At 70.9% G+C, this 22,443-nt stretch carries 22 protein-coding genes; 14 read left to right on the plus strand and 8 right to left on the minus strand.

Annotated elements, in window-relative coordinates:
* Window positions 1–4: 4 nt before the first annotated feature.
* Complete coding sequence (locus IF00_RS0127345; RefSeq protein ID WP_030322492.1) at window positions 5–505, plus strand: PH domain-containing protein; 501 nt, start codon at window positions 5–7, stop codon at window positions 503–505.
* Complete coding sequence (locus tag IF00_RS0127350; protein WP_078944868.1) at window positions 502–2,109, plus strand: PH domain-containing protein; 1,608 nt, start codon at window positions 502–504, stop codon at window positions 2,107–2,109. Before IF00_RS0127345 ends, IF00_RS0127350 begins: the two co-directional genes overlap by 4 nt.
* Before the next feature lie 22 nt (window positions 2,110–2,131).
* Here IF00_RS0127350 and pgl read toward each other — a convergent pair whose 3' ends face one another.
* The 5 genes from pgl to tkt are packed head-to-tail and all read right to left on the minus strand — an operon-like array spanning window position 2,132 to window position 8,746.
* Window positions 2,132–2,914: a 6-phosphogluconolactonase gene (pgl, locus tag IF00_RS0127355; RefSeq protein ID WP_030322495.1), complete on the minus strand. Its 783-nt coding sequence runs from the start codon at window positions 2,912–2,914 to the stop codon at window positions 2,132–2,134.
* Entirely contained in the window at window positions 2,911–3,969 is a 1,059-nt protein-coding gene (gene opcA / locus IF00_RS0127360) for a glucose-6-phosphate dehydrogenase assembly protein OpcA (RefSeq protein ID WP_030322496.1), read from the minus strand. The genes pgl and opcA overlap by 4 nt, the downstream gene beginning before the upstream one ends.
* Entirely contained in the window at window positions 3,966–5,498 is a 1,533-nt protein-coding gene (gene zwf, locus IF00_RS0127365) for a glucose-6-phosphate dehydrogenase (protein ID WP_030322498.1), read from the minus strand. The genes opcA and zwf overlap by 4 nt, the downstream gene beginning before the upstream one ends.
* A 5-nt stretch (window positions 5,499–5,503) precedes the next feature.
* A complete protein-coding gene (tal, locus tag IF00_RS0127370) occupies window positions 5,504–6,622 on the minus strand; it encodes a transaldolase (RefSeq protein ID WP_030322500.1) in 1,119 nt (372 codons plus the stop codon).
* Between the two features lie 36 nt (window positions 6,623–6,658).
* Complete coding sequence (gene tkt / locus IF00_RS0127375; protein WP_030322502.1) at window positions 6,659–8,746, minus strand: transketolase; 2,088 nt, start codon at window positions 8,744–8,746, stop codon at window positions 6,659–6,661.
* 314 nt (window positions 8,747–9,060) lie between these two features.
* Between tkt and IF00_RS0127380 the strand changes: the two genes are divergently transcribed.
* The 4 genes from IF00_RS0127380 to IF00_RS0127395 all read left to right on the plus strand — a co-directional run bounded on the left by IF00_RS0127380 (window position 9,061) and on the right by IF00_RS0127395 (window position 12,649).
* Window positions 9,061–10,008 (plus strand): heme o synthase, encoded by a 948-nt coding sequence (locus IF00_RS0127380; protein WP_030322505.1) that lies wholly within the window; start codon window positions 9,061–9,063, stop codon window positions 10,006–10,008.
* A gap of 155 nt (window positions 10,009–10,163) precedes the next feature.
* Entirely contained in the window at window positions 10,164–10,484 is a 321-nt protein-coding gene (locus IF00_RS0127385; protein ID WP_030322507.1) for a hypothetical protein, read from the plus strand.
* Between the two features lie 75 nt (window positions 10,485–10,559).
* The gene (locus tag IF00_RS0127390) at window positions 10,560–11,651 is read left to right on the plus strand and encodes an amidohydrolase family protein (protein WP_030322510.1); all 1,092 of its coding nucleotides are present in this window, start codon (window positions 10,560–10,562) and stop codon (window positions 11,649–11,651) included.
* Between the two features lie 62 nt (window positions 11,652–11,713).
* A complete protein-coding gene (locus IF00_RS0127395; RefSeq protein ID WP_030322512.1) occupies window positions 11,714–12,649 on the plus strand; it encodes an immunity 49 family protein in 936 nt (311 codons plus the stop codon).
* A 121-nt stretch (window positions 12,650–12,770) separates the two neighbouring features.
* Here the strand turns inward: IF00_RS0127395 and IF00_RS0127400 are convergent, their stop codons facing one another.
* From IF00_RS0127400 to IF00_RS0127410, 3 genes are all read right to left on the minus strand, one after another.
* Entirely contained in the window at window positions 12,771–13,739 is a 969-nt protein-coding gene (locus tag IF00_RS0127400; protein ID WP_106975890.1) for a COX15/CtaA family protein, read from the minus strand.
* A gap of 73 nt (window positions 13,740–13,812) precedes the next feature.
* The gene (locus IF00_RS0127405; protein ID WP_030322515.1) at window positions 13,813–14,580 is read right to left on the minus strand and encodes an ABC transporter permease; all 768 of its coding nucleotides are present in this window, start codon (window positions 14,578–14,580) and stop codon (window positions 13,813–13,815) included.
* A 14-nt stretch (window positions 14,581–14,594) separates the two neighbouring features.
* A complete protein-coding gene (locus tag IF00_RS0127410; RefSeq protein ID WP_030322517.1) occupies window positions 14,595–15,530 on the minus strand; it encodes an ABC transporter ATP-binding protein in 936 nt (311 codons plus the stop codon).
* Window positions 15,531–15,851: 321 nt separating this feature from the next.
* Here IF00_RS0127410 and IF00_RS0127415 point away from each other — a divergent pair, with 321 nt between their 5' ends.
* The 8 genes from IF00_RS0127415 to IF00_RS0127450 all read left to right on the plus strand — a co-directional run bounded on the left by IF00_RS0127415 (window position 15,852) and on the right by IF00_RS0127450 (window position 22,408).
* The gene (locus IF00_RS0127415) at window positions 15,852–16,577 is read left to right on the plus strand and encodes a helix-turn-helix transcriptional regulator (RefSeq protein WP_030322519.1); all 726 of its coding nucleotides are present in this window, start codon (window positions 15,852–15,854) and stop codon (window positions 16,575–16,577) included.
* Window positions 16,574–17,989 (plus strand): Fe-S cluster assembly protein SufB, encoded by a 1,416-nt coding sequence (gene sufB, locus IF00_RS0127420; protein WP_030322521.1) that lies wholly within the window; start codon window positions 16,574–16,576, stop codon window positions 17,987–17,989. The genes IF00_RS0127415 and sufB overlap by 4 nt, the downstream gene beginning before the upstream one ends.
* A gap of 70 nt (window positions 17,990–18,059) precedes the next feature.
* Window positions 18,060–19,241, plus strand: coding sequence for a Fe-S cluster assembly protein SufD (gene sufD / locus IF00_RS0127425; protein WP_030322522.1), 1,182 nt, complete (start codon window positions 18,060–18,062; stop codon window positions 19,239–19,241).
* Entirely contained in the window at window positions 19,241–19,558 is a 318-nt protein-coding gene (locus tag IF00_RS0127430; protein WP_030322524.1) for a bifunctional 3-phenylpropionate/cinnamic acid dioxygenase ferredoxin subunit, read from the plus strand. The genes sufD and IF00_RS0127430 overlap by 1 nt, the downstream gene beginning before the upstream one ends.
* 7 nt (window positions 19,559–19,565) lie before the next feature.
* Window positions 19,566–20,333: a Fe-S cluster assembly ATPase SufC gene (gene sufC, locus IF00_RS0127435; RefSeq protein ID WP_030322526.1), complete on the plus strand. Its 768-nt coding sequence runs from the start codon at window positions 19,566–19,568 to the stop codon at window positions 20,331–20,333.
* Window positions 20,330–21,598, plus strand: a complete 1,269-nt coding sequence (locus tag IF00_RS0127440; protein WP_030322528.1) for a cysteine desulfurase — start codon at window positions 20,330–20,332, stop codon at window positions 21,596–21,598. Before sufC ends, IF00_RS0127440 begins: the two co-directional genes overlap by 4 nt.
* A 10-nt stretch (window positions 21,599–21,608) precedes the next feature.
* A complete protein-coding gene (gene sufU / locus IF00_RS0127445; RefSeq protein WP_030322530.1) occupies window positions 21,609–22,073 on the plus strand; it encodes a Fe-S cluster assembly sulfur transfer protein SufU in 465 nt (154 codons plus the stop codon).
* Window positions 22,070–22,408 carry a metal-sulfur cluster assembly factor gene (locus tag IF00_RS0127450; protein ID WP_030322533.1) on the plus strand — a complete coding sequence of 113 codons (339 nt, stop codon included), beginning with the start codon at window positions 22,070–22,072 and terminating at the stop codon, window positions 22,406–22,408. Before sufU ends, IF00_RS0127450 begins: the two co-directional genes overlap by 4 nt.
* Window positions 22,409–22,443: the final 35 nt, after the last annotated feature.

Here is a 22,443-nt window from a genome sequence, read left to right on the forward strand (position 1 = left end):
AGCCGTGACGGGGGAGAACGCGGTGCGGCTGCGGCCGCCCAGGAACGCCGTGGACGAGCGGGCCGTCGCCTGGTGGCGGAGCCGGCTCCTGGCGACCACCGCCGTACCGGCGGTGGTCCTCGGCCTCCTCGGCGCCCTCATCGGGCCCGCCCGGTTCTGGCTGCTGGTCTCGGCCGGGGCCGTGGCGGCCCTGGGCCTCACCTGCACCGCGTTCTTCCCCGCCTGGTGGTTCCGGGTGCACCGCTGGGAGGTCACCGAGGACGCCGTCTACGTCCGCACGGGGGCCCTCTGGCAGGAGTGGCGGATCGCGCCGATGTCCCGGATCCAGACGGTCGACACCTCGCGCGGCCCGCTGGAGCAGGGCTTCCGGCTCGCCACCGTCACGGTGACCACGGCCTCCTCCAAGGGTGCGATCCGGATCGAGGGCCTCGACCACGAGCTGGCCGCCGAGCTGGCCGAGCGGCTGACCGTCATCACCCAGGCCACCCCCGGCGACGCCACATGAGCGAGACGGCGGACGAGGCGACCGGGACGGCGCCCGGCCCGGCCACCGGGACCGCACCCCGCGCGGCCACGGACGGGAACCGGGACTCGGACTGGCTCCGCCTCGATCCCCGCACCGTCCTCGTCCGGGTCGTCCTCTTCGGCGGCGTCCTCGTCGGCGCCGCGCTGCCCGTCATCTTCGCCCTGGCCGGGCGGCGCCCCCTGTGGCAGGCCGCCCTCTGGGTCGCCGCGGGCGTCACCCTCGCCCTGCTCGCCGACATCGCCGCCGAGACCGTCCGCCTCCGCCGCACCCGCTACCGGATCGGCACCGAAAGGGCGGAACTCCACACCGGGCTCGTCGTCGTCCAGCGCCGCTCGCTCGCCCGTGAGCGCATCCGCAGCGTCGACCTCACCGCCAACCCGCTCCAGCGCGTCCTCGGCCTCGTCAAGGTCCGCATCGGCACCGGTGAGCACACCGGCGGCAGCGAATCCACGCTCGAACTCGACCTGGTCACCCGGGCCGAGGGGGAACGGCTGCGCCACGAGCTGCTCACCCGCTCCGCCGCAACCCCCGAGGCCCCGGACCACGACCCCTCTCTCGCGACGCTCGACCCGCGCTGGATCCGCTACGCCCCCGTCTCCTTCCTCGCCCCCGCCCTCGGCGGCGCGGCGGCCGGAGCGGTCATGCAGGTCAGCGAGTGGTTCGGCGCCCAGGGGGAGGTCATCGACTGGATAGGGGACCGGTTCCAGGACGTCTCCATCCCCTGGATGATCCTCGTGCTGGTCCTCCTCGCCACCGTCGCCGGAGCCGTCGGCGCCCTCGGCCTGTGGGTCGAGATGTGGTGGAACTACCGTCTGGAGCGCGAGTCCGGCGGCACCCTGCGGGTCTCCCGCGGGCTCTTCACCGCCCGCTCCGTCTCCATAGAGGAACGCAGGCTGCGGGGCATCGAGCTGGTCGAGCCGCTCGGCGTCCGCGCGTTCGGGGCGGCCCGTGTCGACGCCGTCGCCACCGGGCTCGTCAAGGACGACGAGGACAAGCACACCGACCTCAAGACCCTGCTGCCGGCCGCGGAGCGGGCGGTGGCCGACCGGGTCGCCGCCCAGGTCCTGCGCGAGCCGGAGCCGCCCACCGGAGCGCCCCTCGCCGCCCACCCCCGGGCCGCCCGCACGCGGAGGGTGCGCTGGGCGCTGGGGAGCGTCCTGGTGCCCGTGGCGGTCCTCGTCCTCCTCGGGCTGCTCCTCACCCCGGTCCTGCTGTACGTGGCGGCCGGCTGCGCGGCCGTCCTCTGCCCGGTCGCCGTGCTGTTCGCCCTCGACGCGTACCGCGCTCTCGGACACGGCGTCAGCGGCGCCTATCTGGTGACCCGTTCGGGTACGGTCCGGCGGGCCACGGTCGCCCTCCAGCGCTCCGGCGTCATCGGCTGGACCGTCAAGCAGTCGTACTTCCAGCGGCGGGCCGGCGTGCTGACCCTCACCGCCACCACGGCGGCCGGAGCGGGCGCGTACGACATCCTCGACGCGGGCCAGAGCCAGGGCCTGACCTTCGCCGCCGGGGCCGTTCCGGACCTGCTCACGCCCTTCCTCGAACCCGTACCGACGACGGAGGCCCGGTCCACCGAGGGGTGAACCGGGCCTCCGAGGCGTCGCGTCAGGCGGACGCCGGCGGGTACAGACTCCGCGGCAGCTCCGATGCCGCGGCCGCGTCCAGCAGCCACAGCGTGCGCGAGCGGCCGTAGGCGCCCGCCGCCGGGGCCTGCACCTCGCCCGCGCCCGACAGCGCGATCGCCGCCGCCTTCGCCTTGTCCTCACCGGCGGCGAGGAGCCAGACCTCCTTCGCCGCCCGGATCGCCGGAAGGGTCAGCGAGACCCGCACCGGCGGCGGCTTGGGCGCGCCGTGCACGCCGACCACCGTCCGCTCGGTCTCGCGGACCGCGGGCAGCTCCGGGAAGAGCGAGGCCACATGGGTGTCCGGGCCGACGCCCAGCATCAGGACGTCGAAGGTCGGCACCCCGCCGTGGTCACCGGGGCCCGCGGCGGCGGCCAGCTCCTCCGCGTACGCGGCCGCGGCCGCGTCGACGTCGGAGCCGTACGGGCCGTCCGAGGCCGGCATGGCGTGCACCCGCGAGGGGTCGAGCGGCACCCGGTCGAGCAGCGCCTCCCGGGCCTGGGTGACGTTCCGCTCGGGGTCGCCCTCGGGCAGGAACCGCTCGTCGCCCCACCACAGGTCGAGCCGTGACCAGTCGATCGCGTCCCGCGCCGGCGCCGAACCGAGCGCCGCCAGCAGTCCGTTGCCGTTGCGCCCGCCGGTGAGTACCACCGAGGCGGAGCCGCGGGCGGCCTGGGCGTCCACGATCTTCGTGATCAGCCTGGCCGCCGCGGCCTCGGCCATCAGCTCCTTGTCGCGGTGGACGACCAGCTGCGGCGTGCTCACTTGGCCGCCGCCTTCTTGGCCGGGGCCTTCTTCGCGGCGGGCTTGGCTGCCGGGGCGGCCGGGGCGGCCGACTCCACGACGGTCTCCGCGACCGTCTCGACGACGACCTCGGGGGCGGTGACGGCCGCCTCCTCGTCGAGCCGCTCCAGGCCGAACTTGAGCGCCGTCGCGTAGGTGTCGTCCGGGTCCAGCCGGCGCAGCTCCTCCGCGATCAGCTCGGCCGTGTCGCGGCGCTTGAGCGCCACCGCACGGTCGGGCTGCCCCTGGATGGAGAGCGTGGCGAGCGAGCCGTCCGGCCGGTCGAGGACGATCGGGCCGGAGCTGGTCTCCATCCGTACGGAGGTGAGGCCGGGACCCGTCGACGCCGAGCGGCGCACCGGGATGTTCAGTCGCTCCGCCAGCCACATGGCGAGCAGTTCGACGCTCGGGTTGAACTCCTCGCCCTCGACCTCGGCGGAGGTCACCTCGCACACGACCTGGTCGAGCGCGGCGGCGAGCATCGAACGCCACGGGGTGATCCGGGTCCACGCGAGGTCCGTGTCGCCCGGGGTGTACGCGTCCGCGCGCGCGGTCAGCTCGTGGATGGGCTGCTCGGCGGCGTACGTGTCGGTCACCCGGCGCTGGGCGAGGGCGCCCAGCGGGTCCTTCGCCGGGTCGGTCGGCGAGTTCACCGGCCACCAGACGACGACGGGGGCGTCCGGGAGGAGCAGCGGCAGGACCACCGACTGGGCGTGGTCGCCGACCTCGCCGTACAGCCGGAGGACCACCGTCTCACCGGTGCTGGCGTCGGCGCCGAGACGGACCTCGGCGTCGAGCCGTGCCTTGGAGCGGTCCCGCGGGGAGCGCGAGACCCGCTTGATGACGACGAGGGTCCGCGAGGGGTGCTCGCGGGACGCCTCGTTCGCAGCCTTCAGCGCGTCGTAGGCGTTCTCCTCGTCGGTGACGATGACGAGGGTGAGCACCATGCCGACGGCCGGCGTACCGATCGCCCGCCGCCCGAGCACCAGCGCCTTGTTGATCTTGGAGGACGTGGTGTCCGTCAGGTCGGTCTTCATGGCCGGCGCCAGCTCCGTCCGTCTCGTGCGAGCATCTCGTCCGCCTCGACCGGACCCCAGGTCCCGGACTGGTACTGCGCGGGCTTGCCGTGCTTGTCCCAGAACTGCTCGATCGGGTCGAGGATCTTCCAGGACAGCTCGACCTCCTCGACGCGCGGGAAGAGGTTGGAGTCGCCGAGCAGGACGTCGAGGATGAGCCGCTCGTACGCCTCGGGGCTGGACTCCGTGAAGGACTCGCCGTAGGCGAAGTCCATCGACACGTCCCGGATCTCCATCTGGGTGCCGGGCACCTTGGAGCCGAACCGCACCGTCACGCCCTCGTCCGGCTGGACCCGGATGACGATGGCGTTGCGGCCGAGTTCCTCGGTCGCGGTGGAGTCGAAGGGGGAGTGCGGGGCGCGCTGGAAGACGACCGCGATCTCGGTGACGCGGCGGCCGAGCCGCTTGCCGGTGCGCAGGTAGAAGGGGACGCCCGCCCAGCGGCGGTTGTCGATCTCCAGCTTGATGGCCGCGTACGTGTCGGTCTTCGACTGGGGGTCGATACCGTCTTCCTGCAGGTAGCCGACGGCCTTCGCGCCGCCCTGCCATCCGGCCGCGTACTGGCCGCGGACCGTGGACTTGCCCAGGTCCTTGGGCAGCTTCACCGCGCCGAGGACCTTGGTCTTCTCGGCGGCCAGCGCGTCGGCGTCGAAGGAGGCGGGCTCCTCCATCGCGGTCAGTGCGAGCAGCTGGAGCAGGTGGTTCTGGATGACGTCACGGGCGGCGCCGATGCCGTCGTAGTAGCCGGCGCGGCCGCCGATGCCGATGTCCTCGGCCATGGTGATCTGCACGTGGTCGACGTACGACCGGTTCCAGATCGGCTCGAAGAGGGTGTTGGCGAAGCGGAGCGCCAGGATGTTCTGGACGGTCTCCTTGCCGAGGTAGTGGTCGATCCGGAAGACCTCGTTGGGCGGGAAGACCTCGTGGACGACCTCGTTGAGCTCCTTGGCGGAGACCAGGTCGTGGCCGAAGGGCTTCTCGATGACCGCGCGGCGCCAGGAGCCGTCCTTCTGGTCGGCGAGCCCGTGCTTCTTGAGCTGCTGGACGACCTTGGGGAAGAACTTCGGCGGGACCGACAGGTAGAAGGCGAAGTTGCCGCCCGTGCCCTGCGCCTTGTCCAGCTCCTCGATGGTGTCCTTCAGCTGCTCGAACGCGTCGTCGTCGTCGAAGTCGCCCTGGACGAAACGCATCCCCTGGATCAGCTGCTGCCACACCTCCTCGCGGAACGGGGTGCGCGCGTGCTGCTCGACGGCGTCGTGGACCTCCTGCGCGAAGTCCTCGTCCTGCCACTCCCGGCGGGCGAAGCCGATGAGCGAGAAGCCCGGCGGCAGCAGGCCGCGGTTGGCCAGGTCGTAGACGGCAGGCATCAGCTTCTTACGGGACAAATCGCCCGTGACGCCGAAGATCACCAGACCCGACGGCCCCGCGATACGCGGGAGCCGTCGGTCTGCGGCGTCACGGAGCGGGTTGGCTCCGTGGACTGCGCTCAAAGTGCTTACGCCTCCGAAGGTGCGAGGCGCGAGAGCTCCGCCTCGGTGGACTTGAGAAGGTCGTTCCAGGACGCCTCGAACTTCTCGACGCCCTCGTCCTCCAGGAGCTGGACGACGTCGTCGTAGGCGATGCCCAGCTTCTCGACGGCCGCGAGCTCGGCCCGCGACTGGTCGTAGGTGCCGCGCACGGTGTCGCCGGCGACCACGCCGTGGTCGGCGGTGGCCTCCAGGGTGGCCTCCGGCATGGTGTTGACCGTGCCCGGGGCGACCAGGTCCACGACGTACAGGGTGTCCTTGTACGCCGGGTCCTTGACGCCGGTCGAGGCCCACAGCGGACGCTGCTTGTTGGCCTGCGCCTTGTCGAGGGAGACCCAGCGCTCCGAGGAGAAGACCTCCTCGTACGCCTCGTACGCCAGACGCGCGTTGGCCAGGGCGGCCTTGCCCTTGAGGGCCTTGGCCTCGTCGGTGCCGAGGGCGTCCAGGCGCTTGTCGATCTCCGAGTCCACACGGGACACGAAGAAGGAGGCCACCGAGTGGATCTTGGAGAGGTCGAGGCCGCGCTCGCGGGCCTTCTCCAGGCCCGCCAGGTAGGCGTCCATGACCGCGCGGTAGCGCTCCAGCGAGAAGATCAGCGTCACGTTGACGCTGATGCCGAGGCCGATGACCTCGGTGATCGCCGGCAGACCCGCCTTGGTGGCCGGAATCTTGATGAGCGTGTTGGGACGGTCCACCAGCCAGGCCAGCTGCTTGGCCTCGGCGATGGTGGCGGTCGTCTCGTGGGCGAGACGGGGGTCGACCTCGATGGAGACGCGGCCGTCCTGGCCGTCGGTCGCCTCGAAGACCGGCCGCAGGATGTCGGCGGCGTCGCGGACGTCCGCCGTCGTGATCATCCGGATGGCCTCGTCGACGGTCACCTTGCGGGCGGCGAGGTCGGCGAGCTGCTGCTCGTAACCGTCACCGTGCGAGATGGCCTTCTGGAAGATCGACGGGTTCGTGGTCACACCCACCACGTGGCTCTGGTCGATGAGCTCGGCCAGGTTGCCGGACGTGATCCGCTTGCGCGAGAGGTCGTCCAGCCAGATCGCGACGCCTTCGTCGGAGAGGCGCTTGAGAGCGTCTGTCATGAGAATTCCATCTCCATTAAGTCGTACGTATGCGGATCAGCGCGCGGCGGCGTCGATCGATTCCCGGGCGGCGGCGACGATGGCCTCCGGCGTGAAACCGAACTCGCGGAACAGGACCTTCGCGTCCGCCGAGGCACCGAAGTGCTCCAGGGAGACGATCCGGCCGGCGTCCCCGACGTAGCGGTGCCAGGTGAGACCGATACCGGCCTCGACCGCGACACGGGCCTTGACCGACGGCGGCAGGACGGAGTCCTTGTACGCCTGGTCCTGCTCCTCGAACCACTCCACGGACGGCATCGAGACCACCCGGGTCGGGACACCGGCGGCCTGGAGCTGCTCACGGGCCTCGACGGCCAGGTGCACCTCGGAGCCCGTGCCGATCAGCACGACCTCCGGGGCGCCGCCTTCGGCATCGAACAGCACGTAGCCGCCCTTGACGGTGTCCTCGTTCGGGGCGTACGTCGGCACACCCTGGCGGGTCAGCGCCAGACCGTGCGGGGCGCCCTTGCCGAAGACCTTCGTGTGGCGCTGCATGATCTCGCGCCAGGCGATGGCCGTCTCGTTGGCGTCGGCCGGACGGACCACGTTGAGACCCGGGATCGCGCGCAGCGAGGCCAGGTGCTCCACCGGCTGGTGCGTCGGGCCGTCCTCGCCCAGACCGATCGAGTCGTGGGTCCAGACGTACGTCACCGGGAGGTGCATCAGGGCCGACAGACGGACGGCGTTGCGCATGTAGTCGGAGAACACCAGGAAGGTGCCGCCGTAGATGCGCGTGTTGCCGTGCAGCGCGATGCCGTTCATCTCCGCGGCCATGGAGTGCTCGCGGATGCCGAAGTGGATCGTGCGGCCGTACTTGTCGGCCTCCGGCAGCGGGTTGCCCTCGGGCAGGAACGACGAGTCCTTGTCGATCGTCGTGTTGTTGGAGCCGGCGAGGTCGGCCGAGCCGCCCCACAGCTCCGGGATGACCGCGCCGAGCGCCTTGAGGACCTGTCCCGAGGCGGCACGGGTGGCGACACCCTTGCCCGGCTCGAAGACCGGGAGCTTGTCGGCCCAGCCGGCCGGCAGCTCGTTCGCCTGGATGCGGTCGAACTCGGCGGCACGCTCCGGGTTGGCCGTACGCCACTCGGCGAGCGACTTCTCCCACGCGGTGCGGGCCTCACGGCCGCGGTCGCCGAGCGAACGGGTGTGCGCGATGACCTCGTCGGTGACCTCGAAGGTCTGCTCCGGGTCGAAGCCGAGGACGCGCTTGGTGGCCGCGATCTCCTCGTCGCCCAGCGCCGAGCCGTGCGCGGCCTCGGTGTTCTGCGCGTTCGGGGCGGGCCAGGCGATGATCGAGCGCATCGCGATGAACGACGGACGCCCGGTCTCGGCCTCGGCGGCCTTGATCGCCGCGTAGAGACCGGCGGGGTCCAGGTCGCCGTTGGCCTGCGGCTCGACGCGCTGGACGTGCCAGCCGTACGCCTCGTACCGCTTCATCGTGTCCTCGGACACGGCCGTCTCGGTGTCACCCTCGATCGAGATGTGGTTGTCGTCCCACAGCAGGATCAGGTTGCCGAGCTTCTGGTGGCCGGCGAGCGAGGACGCCTCCGCGGAGATGCCCTCCTGGAGGCAGCCGTCACCGGCGATCGCGTAGATGCGGTGATCGAACGGCGAGGTGCCGTCGGCGGCCTCCGGGTCGAACAGACCGCGCTCGTAGCGGGCGGCCATCGCCATGCCCACGGCGTTGGCGACACCCTGGCCCAGCGGGCCCGTGGTGGTCTCGACCGCGGCGGTGTGACCGTACTCCGGGTGGCCGGGGGTCTTCGAGCCCCAGGTGCGGAAGGCCTTCAGATCGTCCAGCTCGAGCCCGAAGCCACCCAGGTACAGCTGGGTGTAGAGGGTCAGGGACGAGTGTCCCGCGGAGAGGACGAACCGGTCGCGCCCGACCCACTCGGGGTCGGCCGGGTCGTGCCGCATCACCTTCTGGAAGAGGGTGTACGCGGCGGGCGCCAGGCTCATCGCCGTACCGGGATGGCCGTTGCCGACCTTCTGTACGGCGTCCGCCGCCAGGATGCGGGCGGTGTCGACGGCCCGCTGGTCCAACTCGGTCCACTCGAGGTCTGTGGTGGTCGGCTTAGTGCTCACCCTGGGTCAGGGCTCCTCTCCACATGTCTGAAGCCGGTGACTGAGGGTGTACCGGCGTTGTCGAGCCTACCCCCGCCGGAACGTCCCTCTTTTCGTGTGCATGCCCCTCAAATGAGCGGACACGGCAAGACTGCCGCCGCCCGTGTGAGTTCGCCTCCCGAAGGGCGTCCACGCCTTGGGACACACCCCCTCAACACGACCCCACCCCCGCGAAGATCGGCGTCTGGGCAACGTCTACAGTGGCGTGGTACGCGCAAGCTTCGCCCCGCCTTCATCCGGGGAGCTTGCTGGGAAATTCTCTGTCAGGGGTGTGCGTGACGGCCGTCGAGTCCCGACCCGCAGGGGTCGTCTTGACTCCCAGCCCGGGGGGCCATCGGCCGTTCGGGGCCCGTGTCAAGGCATATGTGGCGCTGACCAAGCCGCGGATCATCGAACTGCTGCTCATCACCACCGTTCCGGTGATGTTCCTCGCCGAACAGGGCGTGCCCGACCTGTGGCTGGTGCTCGCCACCTGCTTCGGCGGCTACCTGTCCGCGGGCGGCGCCAACGCGCTGAACATGTACATCGACCGCGACATCGACGCGCTGATGGACCGCACCTCCCAGCGTCCGCTGGTCACCGGCGTCCTGACGCCGCGCGAGGGCCTGGTCTTCGGCCTCACCCTCGCCGTGGTCTCCACGCTCTGGTTCGGCCTGCTCGTCAACTGGCTCTCGGCCGCCCTCTCGCTGGGCGCGCTCCTCTTCTACGTCGTGGTCTACACGATGATCCTGAAGCGCCGCACCACGCAGAACATCGTCTGGGGCGGGATCGCCGGCTGTCTTCCGGTCCTCATCGGCTGGTCGGCCGTCACGAACTCGATGTCCTGGGCGGCGGTCATCCTCTTCGCCGTCATCTTCTTCTGGACGCCGCCGCACTACTGGCCGCTGTCGATGAAGGTGAAGGACGACTACGCCCGCGCCGGCGTGCCGATGCTCCCGGTCCTCGCCTCCAACAAGGTCGTCGCCAAGCAGATCGTCGCGTACAGCTGGGTGATGGTCGCCGTCTCGCTGCTGCTCACGCCGCTCGGCTACACCGGCTGGTTCTACCTGTCGGTCGCCCTGCTCACCGGCGGCTGGTGGCTCTGGGAGGCGCACGGCCTGCTCAACCGGGCCAAGGCGGGCGCCACCGGCGCGAAGCTCAAGGAGATGCGCCTCTTCCACTGGTCCATCACCTATGTCTCGCTGCTCTTCGTGGCGGTCGCGGTGGACCCGTTCCTCCGTTAGGGACCCCCGTGGGAACACCCCACGAAGGACTTTCCGGGACGTCTCGACCGATGTCTCCGCTCAGATGATCCGCACGGCCGGCGGCCGGGTCACGTGGGATAGGCCACGTGACCCGGCCGTCGCCAGTAGATCTACCCCTCGGTAGCATCCCTTTCATGGCAGAAACGAAGCAGGAAGCGCGCAAGGCGGCCAGGCTCGCCAAGGAGATCAAGGCCTTCTCCAAGGAGCACGGCGGCTCCGAGGGACACCTCGCGCACATCGGTCAGGCGGGCACCCGGATCGTCCTCGTCGGCACCGACGGCGGCTGGGGCGACCTCGTCGCGCCGACGTACGAGATCGCGCGCCAGGCCGCCGAGAAGGCCGGCCTCACCCTCCACGAGGAGTTCGACGGCGAGTTCGCCGCCAAGGTCGCCACCGGCCCGTACGAGTGGACCCGGATGGCCGGTATCCAGATCGGCGGCCCCTCCAACAGCTGAGGCAACAACCTCGCGCGGGGCTCACCCGTTAGGACGTGTGGAGAAGAGACACGGCCACGCAGGGAGCCCCCCGAGATGATCGACACGCCGAGCCTGGTGGACCAGTACTGCCACGGGGTGCTCCGTACGGAGCTCGGCCTCGGCACCTTCGAGGCCCGCCTCGGCGCCCAGCTCGGCGGGAGTGGCGCGCTGCCCGCCGCGGGCACCACCTTCTTCGACACCCAGACCGGCTTCGCCGTCCGCCGATGGTGCCCGCCGCTGCTGGGTCTCGAAGCGCACTGCCCCCCGGCCCGGTATCTCGCGCGCCGCCGCGAACTGGGCGTCGCCGAGGCGGGACGGCGCCTCCTGCGGGCCTCCGGGATCGCCGCCTACCTCGTCGACACCGGGCTCCCCGACGACCTCACGGGACCGGCCGAGCTCGGCGTCACCGGCGCCGCAGAGGCCCATGAGATCGTCCGCCTCGAACCCCTCGCCGAGCAGGTCGCCGACACCTCGGGGACCGTCGAGGCCTTCCTCGCCAACCTCGCCGAGGCCGTCCACGGGGCCGCCGTCCACGCCGTGGCCTTCGCCTCGGTGGCGGGGGTACGCCGAGGCCTCACGTACACGCCCGAACCTCCGGGACCCGGAGAGGTACGCGGCGCCGCCGGGCGCTGGCTCGCCGGACGCCCGGCCGGCGGCCCGCTCACCGACCCCGTCCTGCTGCGCCATCTGCTGTGGATCGCGGTCACCGCCGGCCGCCCCCTGCAGCTGCACGCCGGGAACCGGGACCCGGCCGCGCTCGCCGGATTCGCCGCCGCCACCGCGGGGCTCGGCACCGACCTGGTGCTGCTCCACTCCTACCCGTACCACCGCGCCGCCGCGCACCTGACCGGCGTACACCCGCATGTCCACGCCGACCTGGGCCCCGTCCTCGCGCACACCGGGGCGCGGGCGGCGGCCGTCCTCGCCGAGGTCCTGGAGCGGGCTCCGTTCGGCAAGCTGCTGTTCTCCAGCGGCGCCCACGGCCTGCCCGAGCTCCATGTGGTCGCCGCGAACGTCTTCCGCGCCGCCCTCACCCGGGTGCTCGGCGAATGGGTGAGGGACGGCGCCTGGTCCCGTACGGACGCCCAGCGCGTCGCCACGATGATCGCGGCGGGGAACGCGCGGCGGGTCTACCGGCTGGCGTGAGCCCCTGTCGGACCCCGTTGATAGCGTTCCCGAGCAAGATCGAACACATCGGGGAGCGAAGCGTGCGGGACGAGACACGACACGAGGTCGACGGGGCGAGGATCGAGCAGGCGCTCCGGACCGTCCGCGGGCGGACCCTCGACTGCTGGATGGACCTTCGGACCGGCGACATGTCGCTCGTACGGCTCGGAGAGCTGCGCGACGACCTCCTCGACCACGTCGGGGCCCGCACCGTCGAGGACCCCGCACTGGAGGCGGACGCCTCGCGGGAAGCACTGCTCACCGCCGCCGAGTGCGCCCTCGGCGTGCTGGGCACCGGCTGCTTCCCGGAGGGGGACTGGGAGGTCCCGCTGCCCCTCGTCAACACGATCCTGACCAGCGCCGAGCAGCTGTACGACGAGGGGCGGGACCAGGGGCACCGGGTGCCCACCGCCCGGAACTGGATCGAGACGTTCCGGCTCTGCCTGATCAGCGGGCTGGCCTGGGAGCGGCGGCGGGTGATCGGCCCGCTGCTCCGGGAGGACTACGCGCCCGCGATCCGCTCCGGCGTGCCGTACTCGCGGTTCGACTCGGTCTCGGAGCCCGCCGACCTCGCCGAGATGGACGCGCTGTGCGCGTACCTGACCGTCGTCCGCGGCCGGTACCCCGGCTCCGTACCCGGTCCCGTCCCGGTCGAGCGGCCCGGTGCGGAGGAGCGCGCGGTGGCGGCGCGGGCCCTCGACGGGGCAGGTGCACTCGACCCCGACCAGCGGCTGCTGCGCGTCCTGCTCGACGACGACCGCGAGGCCTTCGAGCGGGCGCTCGCGGCCCGGCTCGAGGAGCACCGCGCGAGCGTCGGAGCCGACCCGGAGCCGAGGACCCTGCTGCCGACGGGCGCCGTCGCCCTGGCCGCGCTCGCGCACCTGGCGCACGGCTGGGAGCCGGGGGTCCGCTCGGGCTACCTGCCCGAGGCGCTGCTGCGCGTCCCCGCGTCCGTACCGGTGGATCAGTCCGTCTAGGACCTGCCGGGCGTGTCCTTCGGGCCGGGCCCGGTCGGTACACGCGGACCGGCCCGGACCCCCGCCGATGCGGTGGGGGTCCGGGCCGGTCGGGGCGGTCCGTGGCGCGGTCCGCGAACGCTCAGGCGGTCGCGAGCGCGGGGTCGGCCTGGGCCGGGATGTCCGCCGCGGGGACCGGGCGCTCGCGCAGGCTCAGGGCCAGGCGCAGGACCGCGATCCACATCAGGGACGAGCCGAGCATGTGGGCGGCCACCAGAAGCTCGGGGACCCCGGTGAAGTACTGCACGTAGCCGATGACGCCCTGCGCGAGCAGCACGATCAGCAGGTCGCGGGCGCGCGCCCGGGTGTCGAGCGGGGCGTCCACGACGCGCAGGACCAGCCACATCGCGAGCGCCAGGGCGCAGACGACCCAGGCGCTGATGGCGTGGAGGTGCGCGGCGTCCGTCCAGTCCCACGGCATGCGCGGTACGTCACTGCTGTCACCGGCGTGCTTGCCGGCGCCGGTCACCGTCGTACCGAGGGCGATCAGCAGGCCCGAGGCGACCGTGATCGCCCAGGACAGCTTGCGGACCGGGCGCGGCACGCGCGGGCGGGCGGCGGTGTCGCCCTCGCCGGTCCGGTGCCAGGTGATGACGGCGACGGTGAGCAGCGCGTTCGCGGCCAGGAAGTGGCCGGCGACCGTCCACGGGTTGAGGCCCATCCACACCGTGATGCCGCCGATGACGGCGTTGCTCATCACGATCCAGAACTGGGCCCAGGCGAGCCGGGTCAGCCCGCGCCGCCACGGCTTGGTGGACCGGGCGGCGATGATCGCCCAGCCGACCGCGGCCGACAGGACGTAGGTCAGCATCCGGTTGCCGAACTCGATCACGCCGCGGTAGCCCTGCTCGGGCGTCACGATCAGGCTGTCGTCGGTGCACTTCGGCCAGGTGTCGCAGCCGAGACCGGAACCGGTCAGCCGGACCGCGCCACCGGTGACGATGATGAGCACGCTCATCACGACGGCGGAGAGCGCGGCGCGCCGGAGCGTCCTGGGGGACGGAGTCCAGCGCCTGGCGATGGAGGCGAGGGGGGTCAGCACGCGCCCTATCGTAGGCCGGGGCTTGTGCACGCTTTCACGAGGGGTGCCTTGTCGGGAAACGTCACCCTCTGGGACCCCGCCGCTACTCCCAGCGGAAGAACCTCGCCGCCGCGCCGAGGCCCAGGACGGCCCAGACCGCGAGGGTCAGCGCGTCGCCCCAGGGCAGGGCCGCGCCGTCCTGGAGGACCGCGCGCAGGCCGTCGGAGAGGGCCGAGATCGGGAGCAGCTCCAGGACCGAGCGGGCCGCGTCCGGGAACTTGGCCAGCGGGACGATGACGCCGCCGCCCACCAGGAGCAGCAGGAAGACCAGGTTGGCGGCGGCCAGGGTGGCCTCCGCCTTCAGCGTGCCCGCCATCAGCAGGCCGAGGCCGGAGAAGGCGGCCGTGCCCAGGACCAGGAGGAGCAGCACCGACAGGGGGTCTCCGTGCGGCGACCAGCCGAGGCCCAGGGCGATCGCCGTGAGGAGGGCGATCTGGAGGACCTCGGTCACCAGGACGGAGAGCGTCTTGGCGGTCATCAGCGCCCAGCGGGGGAGCGGCGAGGCGCCGAGGCGCTTGAGCACCCCGTACCGCCGCTCGAAACCGGTCGCGATGGCCTGGCCGGTGAACGCGGTCGACAGGACGGCGAGCGCCAGGATGCCGGGGGCGAGGAAGTCGACCGCCTTGTCGGTGCCCGTGTCGATGATGTCGACGGTGGAGAAGAGCACCAGGAGCAGCGACGGGATGATCACGGTGAGGAGCAACTGCTCGCCGTTGCGGAGCAGCATGCGGGTCTCCAGGGCCGTCTGTGCCGCGATCATCCGGCCGACGGGGGCGGCGCCCGGCTTCGGGGCGTACGTACCGGTGCTCACGACCGAATCAGTGCTCACGACCGCAGTTCCTTGCCCGTCAGTTCGAGGAAGACGTCCTCGAGAGTGTGGCGCTCGACGGAGATGCCGTCGGGCATGACGCCGTGCTGGGCGCACCAGCTGGTGACCGTGGCCAGCAGCTGCGGGTCGACCGTGCCGGTGATCCGGTACGTGCCCGGGAGCGGCTCCGCCGCGGAGGAGCCGTCGGGCAGTGCCTTGAGCAGCGAGCCCAGGTCGAGTCCGGCGCGGCCGGTGAAGCGGAGGGTGTTCTCGGCGCCCCCGCGGCACAGCTGCTCGGGGCTGCCCTGGGCGGCGACCCGGCCGGCGTCGACGATGGCGACGTCGTCGGCGAGTTCCTCCGCCTCCTGCATGAAGTGGGTGGTGAGGACCACGGTCACGCCGTCGGCGCGCAGCTCGCGCACGAGGTCCCAGGTGGCGCGGCGGGCCTGCGGGTCGAGTCCGGCGGTCGGCTCGTCGAGGAAGACGAGCTCGGGGCGGCCGACGACGGCCATGGCGAGCGCGAGGCGCTGCTGCTGGCCGCCGGAGAGGCGCCGGTAGGTGGTGCGGCCGCAGGAGCCGAGGCCGAGGCGTTCGATCAGCGCGTCCACGTCCAGCGGGTGGGCGTGCAGCTTCGCCATGTGGCGGAGCATCTCGTCGGCGCGGGCGCCGGAGTAGACGCCGCCGGACTGGAGCATGACGCCGATCCGGGGGCGCAGGGCGGCCGCGTCGGCGACCGGGTCGAGGCCGAGGACGCGCACGGTGCCGTCGTCGGGCTTCCGGTAGCCCTCGCAGGTCTCGATGGTGGTGGTCTTGCCGGCGCCGTTGGGGCCGAGGACGGCGGTCACGGTGCCGGCCCGCACGTCGAGGTCGAGGCCGTCGACGGCGGTCTTGTTGCCGTACCGCTTGACCAGGCCACGGACCTGGACGGCGGACCCGACGGACTCGTTTCGCATGACGGGAAGTCTAGAGAGGCCCCGGGGGCCGCCCGGCGCGGGGCCCGGGTCCCCGGAACGTCCGGTTCGGGTGATCAGGGGCGCGATCTCCGGTTCGTCGTGCCGGGCGGCGACGTGGGCGGCGGAGCCCCTGTGGCCTGCACGTACTGCCTCACCGGGCGGCCGGATCCGGTGCTCGGGGAGCAGGGGCCGAGGGGCGTGATTCATCCTACGAATGATCATTTCTGCAGGTCAGGTAAGCCTTACCTGAGTGACGCACCGCACCGTCGCCGCGTCCGGCGCGGCTTGTCAGTCCGAGATTAATTACGCAACAATGGCGTTGTGAAAAACGTTGGCGCGGCTCCGATGGAGGAACTCGCGACCCGTGAGCGTTCGACGCGCAACCGGGTCGCGCGGTCGATCCTGGACCACGGGCCGTCGACCGTCGCCGATCTCGCCGGACGGCTCCGCCTCACCCAGGCGGCCGTCCGCCGTCACCTCGACTCGCTGGTCGCCGACAACGTGGTCGAAGCACGCGAGCAGCGCGTCTACGGGGCGCGCGCCCGCGGCCGCCCCGCGAAGGTCTTCGCGCTCACCGACTGCGGCCGGGACGCCTTCGACCAGTCGTACGACTCGCTCGCCGTCGAGGCGCTCCGGTGGATCGAGCGCAACGCCGGCGGGGAAGCGGCCGTGGCCGCCTTCGCCCGCGACCGGATCGAGGCCCAGGCGGACGCCTACCGCGAAGCCGTCGAGGCCGTGGAACCCGAGCGACGGACCGAGGCGCTTGCCAAGGCCCTGACCGCCGACGGGTACGCTGCCACTGCGCGGAACGCGCCGGTCGGCGAGCAGCTCTGCCAGCACCACTGCCCGGTGGCCCACGTCGCCGAGCAGTATCCACAGCTGTGCGAGGCGGAGACGGAATTCTTCTCCCGCCTCCTGGGAACGCACGTCCAGCGTCTGGCCACCATCGCGCATGGTGACGGCGTCTGCACCACGTTCATCCCGCACAGCGCCCCACAGACCACCGAATCAGCATCCGCAAGCACGGCCGGGAGGAACCCCGCATGACCACCGAGATCAGCCACCCCGAGCTCGAGGGCCTGGGTCGGTACGAGTACGGCTGGGCCGACTCCGACACCGCCGGTGCCACCGCCAAGCGCGGTCTGAACGAGGACGTCGTCCGCGACATCTCCTCGAAGAAGAACGAGCCCGAGTGGATGCTGAAGCTGCGTCTCAAGGGTCTGCGTCTCTTCGACAAGAAGCCCATGCCGACCTGGGGCTCCGACCTCTCCGGCATCGACTTCGACAACATCAAGTACTTCGTGCGGTCCACCGAGAAGCAGGCCGAGTCCTGGGAGGACCTGCCGGAGGACATCAAGAACACGTACGACAAGCTCGGCATCCCCGAGGCGGAGAAGCAGCGCCTCGTCGCCGGTGTCGCCGCCCAGTACGAGTCCGAGGTCGTCTACCACCAGATCCGCGAGGACCTGGAGGAGCAGGGCGTCATCTTCGTCGACACCGACACCGCGCTGAAGGAGCACGAGGAACTCTTCCGCGAGTACTTCGGCACGATCATCCCGGTCGGCGACAACAAGTTCGCCTCCCTGAACACCGCCGTCTGGTCCGGCGGATCGTTCATCTACGTGCCGAAGGGCGTGCACGTCGAGATCCCGCTCCAGGCCTACTTCCGTATCAACACGGAGAACATGGGCCAGTTCGAGCGGACGCTGATCATCGTCGACGAGGACGCCTACGTCCACTACGTCGAGGGCTGCACCGCGCCGATCTACTCCTCGGACTCGCTGCACAGCGCCGTCGTCGAGATCATCGTGAAGAAGGGCGGCCGCTGCCGCTACACGACCATCCAGAACTGGTCGAACAACGTCTACAACCTGGTGACCAAGCGCGCCGTCGCCTACGAGGGCGCCACCATGGAGTGGGTCGACGGCAACATCGGCTCCAAGGTCACCATGAAGTACCCGGCCGTCTACCTGATGGGCGAGCACGCCAAGGGCGAGACCCTCTCCATCGCCTTCGCGGGCGAGGGCCAGCACCAGGACGCCGGCGCCAAGATGGTCCACATGGCCCCGAACACCTCCTCCAACATCGTCTCCAAGTCGGTGGCGCGAGGCGGCGGCCGCACCTCCTACCGCGGTCTCATCGAGATCGGTGAGGGTGCCCCGGGCGCCAAGTCCAACGTGCTCTGCGACGCGCTGCTCGTCGACACGATCTCCCGCTCGGACACGTACCCCTACGTGGACGTGCGCGAGGACGACGTCTCCATGGGCCACGAGGCCACCGTCTCCAAGGTCTCCGAGGACCAGCTCTTCTACCTGATGAGCCGCGGCCTCACCGAGTTCGAGGCCATGGCGATGATCGTCCGCGGCTTCGTCGAGCCCATCGCCAAGGAACTCCCGATGGAGTACGCCCTGGAGCTCAACCGGCTGATCGAGCTGCAGATGGAGGGCTCGGTGGGCTGACGCCCCACCCCGCCCCCGTCCTACGCAGCGACTGATTTCTTTAACGCAGGAAGAGAGCAACACGACAGCCATGGCTGAGGCTCAGAACATCCCCGCGGGCTCCACCACCGCGGGCTCGATCGCGGTGGCCGCCGAGTCCACCGTCGCCACGCGCATGAGCGCGCCCCCGTCCTTCGACGTCGCGGACTTCCCCGTCCCGCACGGCCGCGAGGAGGAGTGGCGGTTCACCCCGCTCGGCCGCCTCCGTGGCCTCCACGACGGCACCGCCGTCGCGTCCGGCGAGGGCGTCAAGGTGGAGATCGAGGCCCCCGAGGGCGTCACCGTGGAGACCGTCGGCCGTGACGACGAGCGTCTCGGCAAGGCCGGCACGCCCGTCGACCGCGTCGCCGCGCAGGCGTACTCCTCCTTCGAGAAGGCCTCGGTCGTCACCGTCGCCAAGGAGGCGGTGCTCACCGAGCCGATCCGCATCAGCGTGCACGGCCAGGGCGGCGTCGCCTTCGGCCACCAGGTCATCGAGCTCGGCGCCTTCGCCGAGGCCGTCGTGGTCCTCGACCACTCCGGCGACGCGGTGCTCGCCGCCAACGTCGACTACGTCCTGGGCGACGGCGCCAAGCTGACCGTCGTCTCCGTCCAGGACTGGGACGAGAAGGCCGTCCACGTCGCCCAGCACAACGCGCTGGTCGGCCGCGACGCCTCCTTCAAGTCGGTCATCGTCACCTTCGGCGGCGACGTCGTCCGCATCCACCCGCGGGTTTCGTACGCGGCGCCCGGCGGCGAGGCCGAGCTGTTCGGTCTGTATTTCACCGACGCCGGCCAGCACCAGGAGCACCGCCTCCTGGTCGACCACAACACCCCGCACTGCAAGTCCAACGTGGCCTACAAGGGTGCGCTGCAGGGCCAGGACGCGCACGCCGTCTGGATCGGCGACGTGCTCATCCAGGCCGCGGCCGAGGGCACGGACACGTACGAGCTCAACCGGAACCTGGTCCTCACGGACGGCGCCCGGGTCGACTCCGTACCGAACCTGGAGATCGAGACCGGCGAGATCGCCGGCGCCGGTCACGCGTCGGCCACCGGCCGTTTCGACGACGAGCAGCTCTTCTACCTGATGTCCCGCGGTATCCCGCAGGCCGAGGCCCGTCGCCTCGTCGTCCGCGGCTTCTTCGCGGAGCTCGTCCAGCAGATCGGTCTGCCGGACGTCCAGGAGCGCCTCCTCGCCAAGATCGAGGCCGAGCTGGAGGCCTCCGTCTGATGGCCTTCGTCCGAGTCTGCGCGCTGAGCGAGCTGGAGGCCGACACCCCGAAGCGGGTCGAGGTCGACGGCACGCCGGTGTCGGTCGTGCACACCGAGGGCGAGGTGTTCGCGATCAACGACATCTGCTCGCACGCGAACGTCTCCCTCTCGGAGGGCGAGGTCGAGGACTGCGCCATCGAGTGCTGGCTGCACGGCTCCAGCTTCGACCTCCGCACCGGCAAGCCCTCCGGCCTTCCCGCGACGCGCCCCGTCCCCGTATACCCCGTAAAGATCGAAGGGGACGATGTGCTCGTCTCCGTCACCCAGGAGTCCTGAGTCACCCATGGCAACGCTTGAAATCCGCAACCTGCACGTCTCCGTCGAGGCCGAGAACGGCCCCCGCGAGATCCTCAAGGGTGTCGACCTGACCATCAAGCAGGGCGAGACCCACGCCGTCATGGGCCCCAACGGCTCCGGCAAGTCGACCCTGGCGTACTCGCTCGCCGGCCACCCGAAGTACACGGTCACCGGCGGCACCGTCACCCTCGACGGCGAGGACGTCCTGGAGATGTCGGTCGACGAGCGCGCCCGCGCCGGCGTCTTCCTGGCCATGCAGTACCCGGTCGAGGTCCCCGGTGTCTCGGTCTCCAACTTCCTGCGCACCTCCGCCACCGCGATCCGCGGCGAGGCCCCCAAGCTGCGCACCTGGGTGAAGGAGGTCAAGTCCGCGATGGAGCAGCTCCAGATGGACCCGGCCTTCGCCGAGCGCAACGTCAACGAGGGCTTCTCCGGCGGTGAGAAGAAGCGCCACGAGATCCTCCAGCTGGAGCTCCTCAAGCCGAAGATCGCGATCCTCGACGAGACCGACTCCGGCCTGGACGTCGACGCGCTGCGCCAGGTCTCCGAGGGCGTCAACCGGGTCCGCGAGACCGGTGAGGTCGGCACCCTGCTGATCACCCACTACACCCGGATCCTCCGCTACATCAAGCCCGACTTCGTGCACGTCTTCTCCGGGGGCCGCATCGTCGAGTCCGGCGGCGCCGAGCTCGCCGACAAGCTGGAGAACGAGGGCTACGAGGCCTACAGCACGAAGGGTGGCGCATCCGCGTGACATCTGCCCATCAGGGGCTCTCCGGCCTCCTCGACACCGAGGCGATCCGCAAGGACTTCCCGCTCCTGGATCGCGTGGTCCACGACGGCAAGAAGATCGTGTACCTCGACTCCGCGGCGACCTCGCAGAAGCCGCGGCAGGTCCTCGACGCGCTCAACACGTACTACGAGCGTCACAACGCCAACGTCCACCGCGGCGTCTACACGGTCGCCGAGGAGGCGACGGCGCTGTACGAAGGCGCTCGTGACAAGGTCGCGGCCTTCATCAACGCGCCGAGCCGCGACGAGGTGATCTTCACCAAGAACGCCTCGGAGTCGCTCAACCTGGTGGCCAACATGCTGGGCTGGGCCGACGAGCCCTACCGCGTGGACCACGAGACCGAGATCGCCATCACGGAGATGGAGCACCACTCCAACATCGTGCCGTGGCAGCTGCTCTCGCAGCGCACGGGCGCGAAGCTGAAGTGGTTCGGCCTCACCGACGACGGCCGTCTGGACCTCTCCAACATCGAAGAGGTCATCACCGAGAAGACCAAGATCGTCTCGTTCACGCTGGTCTCGAACCTGCTGGGCACGGTCAACCCGGTCGAGACGATCATCCGTCGCGCCCAGGAGGTCGGTGCGCTCGTCTGCATCGACGCCTCCCAGGCCGCCCCGCACATGGTCCTGGACGTGCAGGCGCTCCAGGCCGACTTCGTGGCCTTCACCGGCCACAAGATGTGCGGCCCGACGGGCATCGGCGTCCTCTGGGGCCGCCAGGAGCTGCTCGAGGACCTGCCGCCCTTCCTGGGCGGCGGCGAGATGATCGAGACCGTCTCGATGCACTCCTCGACGTACGCGCCGGCCCCGCACAAGTTCGAGGCGGGTACGCCCCCGATCGCCCAGGCCGTCGGCCTCGGCGCGGCCGTGGACTACCTCTCGGCGATCGGCATGGAGAACATCGCGCGCCACGAGCACGCGATCACCGAGTACGCCGTCCGGCGCCTCCAGGAGGTTCCGGACCTGCGGATCATCGGCCCCACCACGGCCGAGGACCGCGGCGCGGCGATCTCCTTCACGCTCGGCGACATCCACCCGCACGACGTGGGCCAGGTCCTCGACGAAGAGGGCATCGCGGTCCGGGTCGGCCACCACTGCGCGCGGCCGGTCTGCCTGCGGTACGGAATTCCTGCGACCACGCGGGCGTCGTTCTATCTGTACTCCACCCCGGCCGAGGTCGACGCCCTGGTCGCGGGTCTGGAGCACGTACGGAACTTCTTCGGCTAGGGGACGGCTCGTGAAGCTGGATTCGATGTACCAGGACGTCATCCTGGACCACTACAAGCACCCGCACGGGCGCGGTCTTCGGGACGGCGACGCCGAGGTGCACCACGTCAACCCGACGTGCGGCGACGAGATCACGCTCCGGGTGAAGTACGACGGCTCGCGCATCGAGGACGTGTCGTACGAGGGCCAGGGCTGTTCCATCAGCCAGGCCTCGGCGTCCGTCCTCAACGAGCTGCTCGTCGGCAAGGAGCTGGCGGACGCGCAGAAGATCCAGGGCACCTTCCTGGAGCTGATGCAGTCCAAGGGCCAGATCGAGCCCGACGACGCGATGGAGGAGATCCTGGAGGACGCGGTCGCGTTCGCCGGAGTCTCCAAGTACCCGGCCCGTGTGAAGTGCGCGCTGCTCAGCTGGATGGCGTGGAAGGACGCGACCGCCCAGGCTCTGGGCGACGCGGCGGAGAGGAAGTCGGCATGACCGAGAACGTCGAGGCCACGATGAAGCCGGCCTCCGAGGAGGAAGTCCGTGAGGCGCTGTACGACGTCGTCGACCCCGAGCTGGGCATCGACGTCGTCAACCTGGGCCTGATCTACGGCATCCACATCGACGAGTCGAACATCGCGACGCTGGACATGACCCTGACGTCGGCGGCCTGTCCGCTGACCGATGTGATCGAGGACCAGGCGAAGTCCGCGACGGACGGCATCGTCAGCGAACTGAAGATCAACTGGGTCTGGATGCCCCCGTGGGGCCCGGACAAGATCACGGACGACGGTCGCGAGCAGCTGCGCGCGCTCGGCTTCAACGTCTGAGACACCACCACGCATGAGACGGCCGTGCCCTTCGG

Origin of the sequence: Streptomyces flavochromogenes (genome assembly GCF_000717595.1) — a bacterium.
GTDB classification, from domain to species: domain Bacteria; phylum Actinomycetota; class Actinomycetes; order Streptomycetales; family Streptomycetaceae; genus Streptomyces; species Streptomyces flavochromogenes.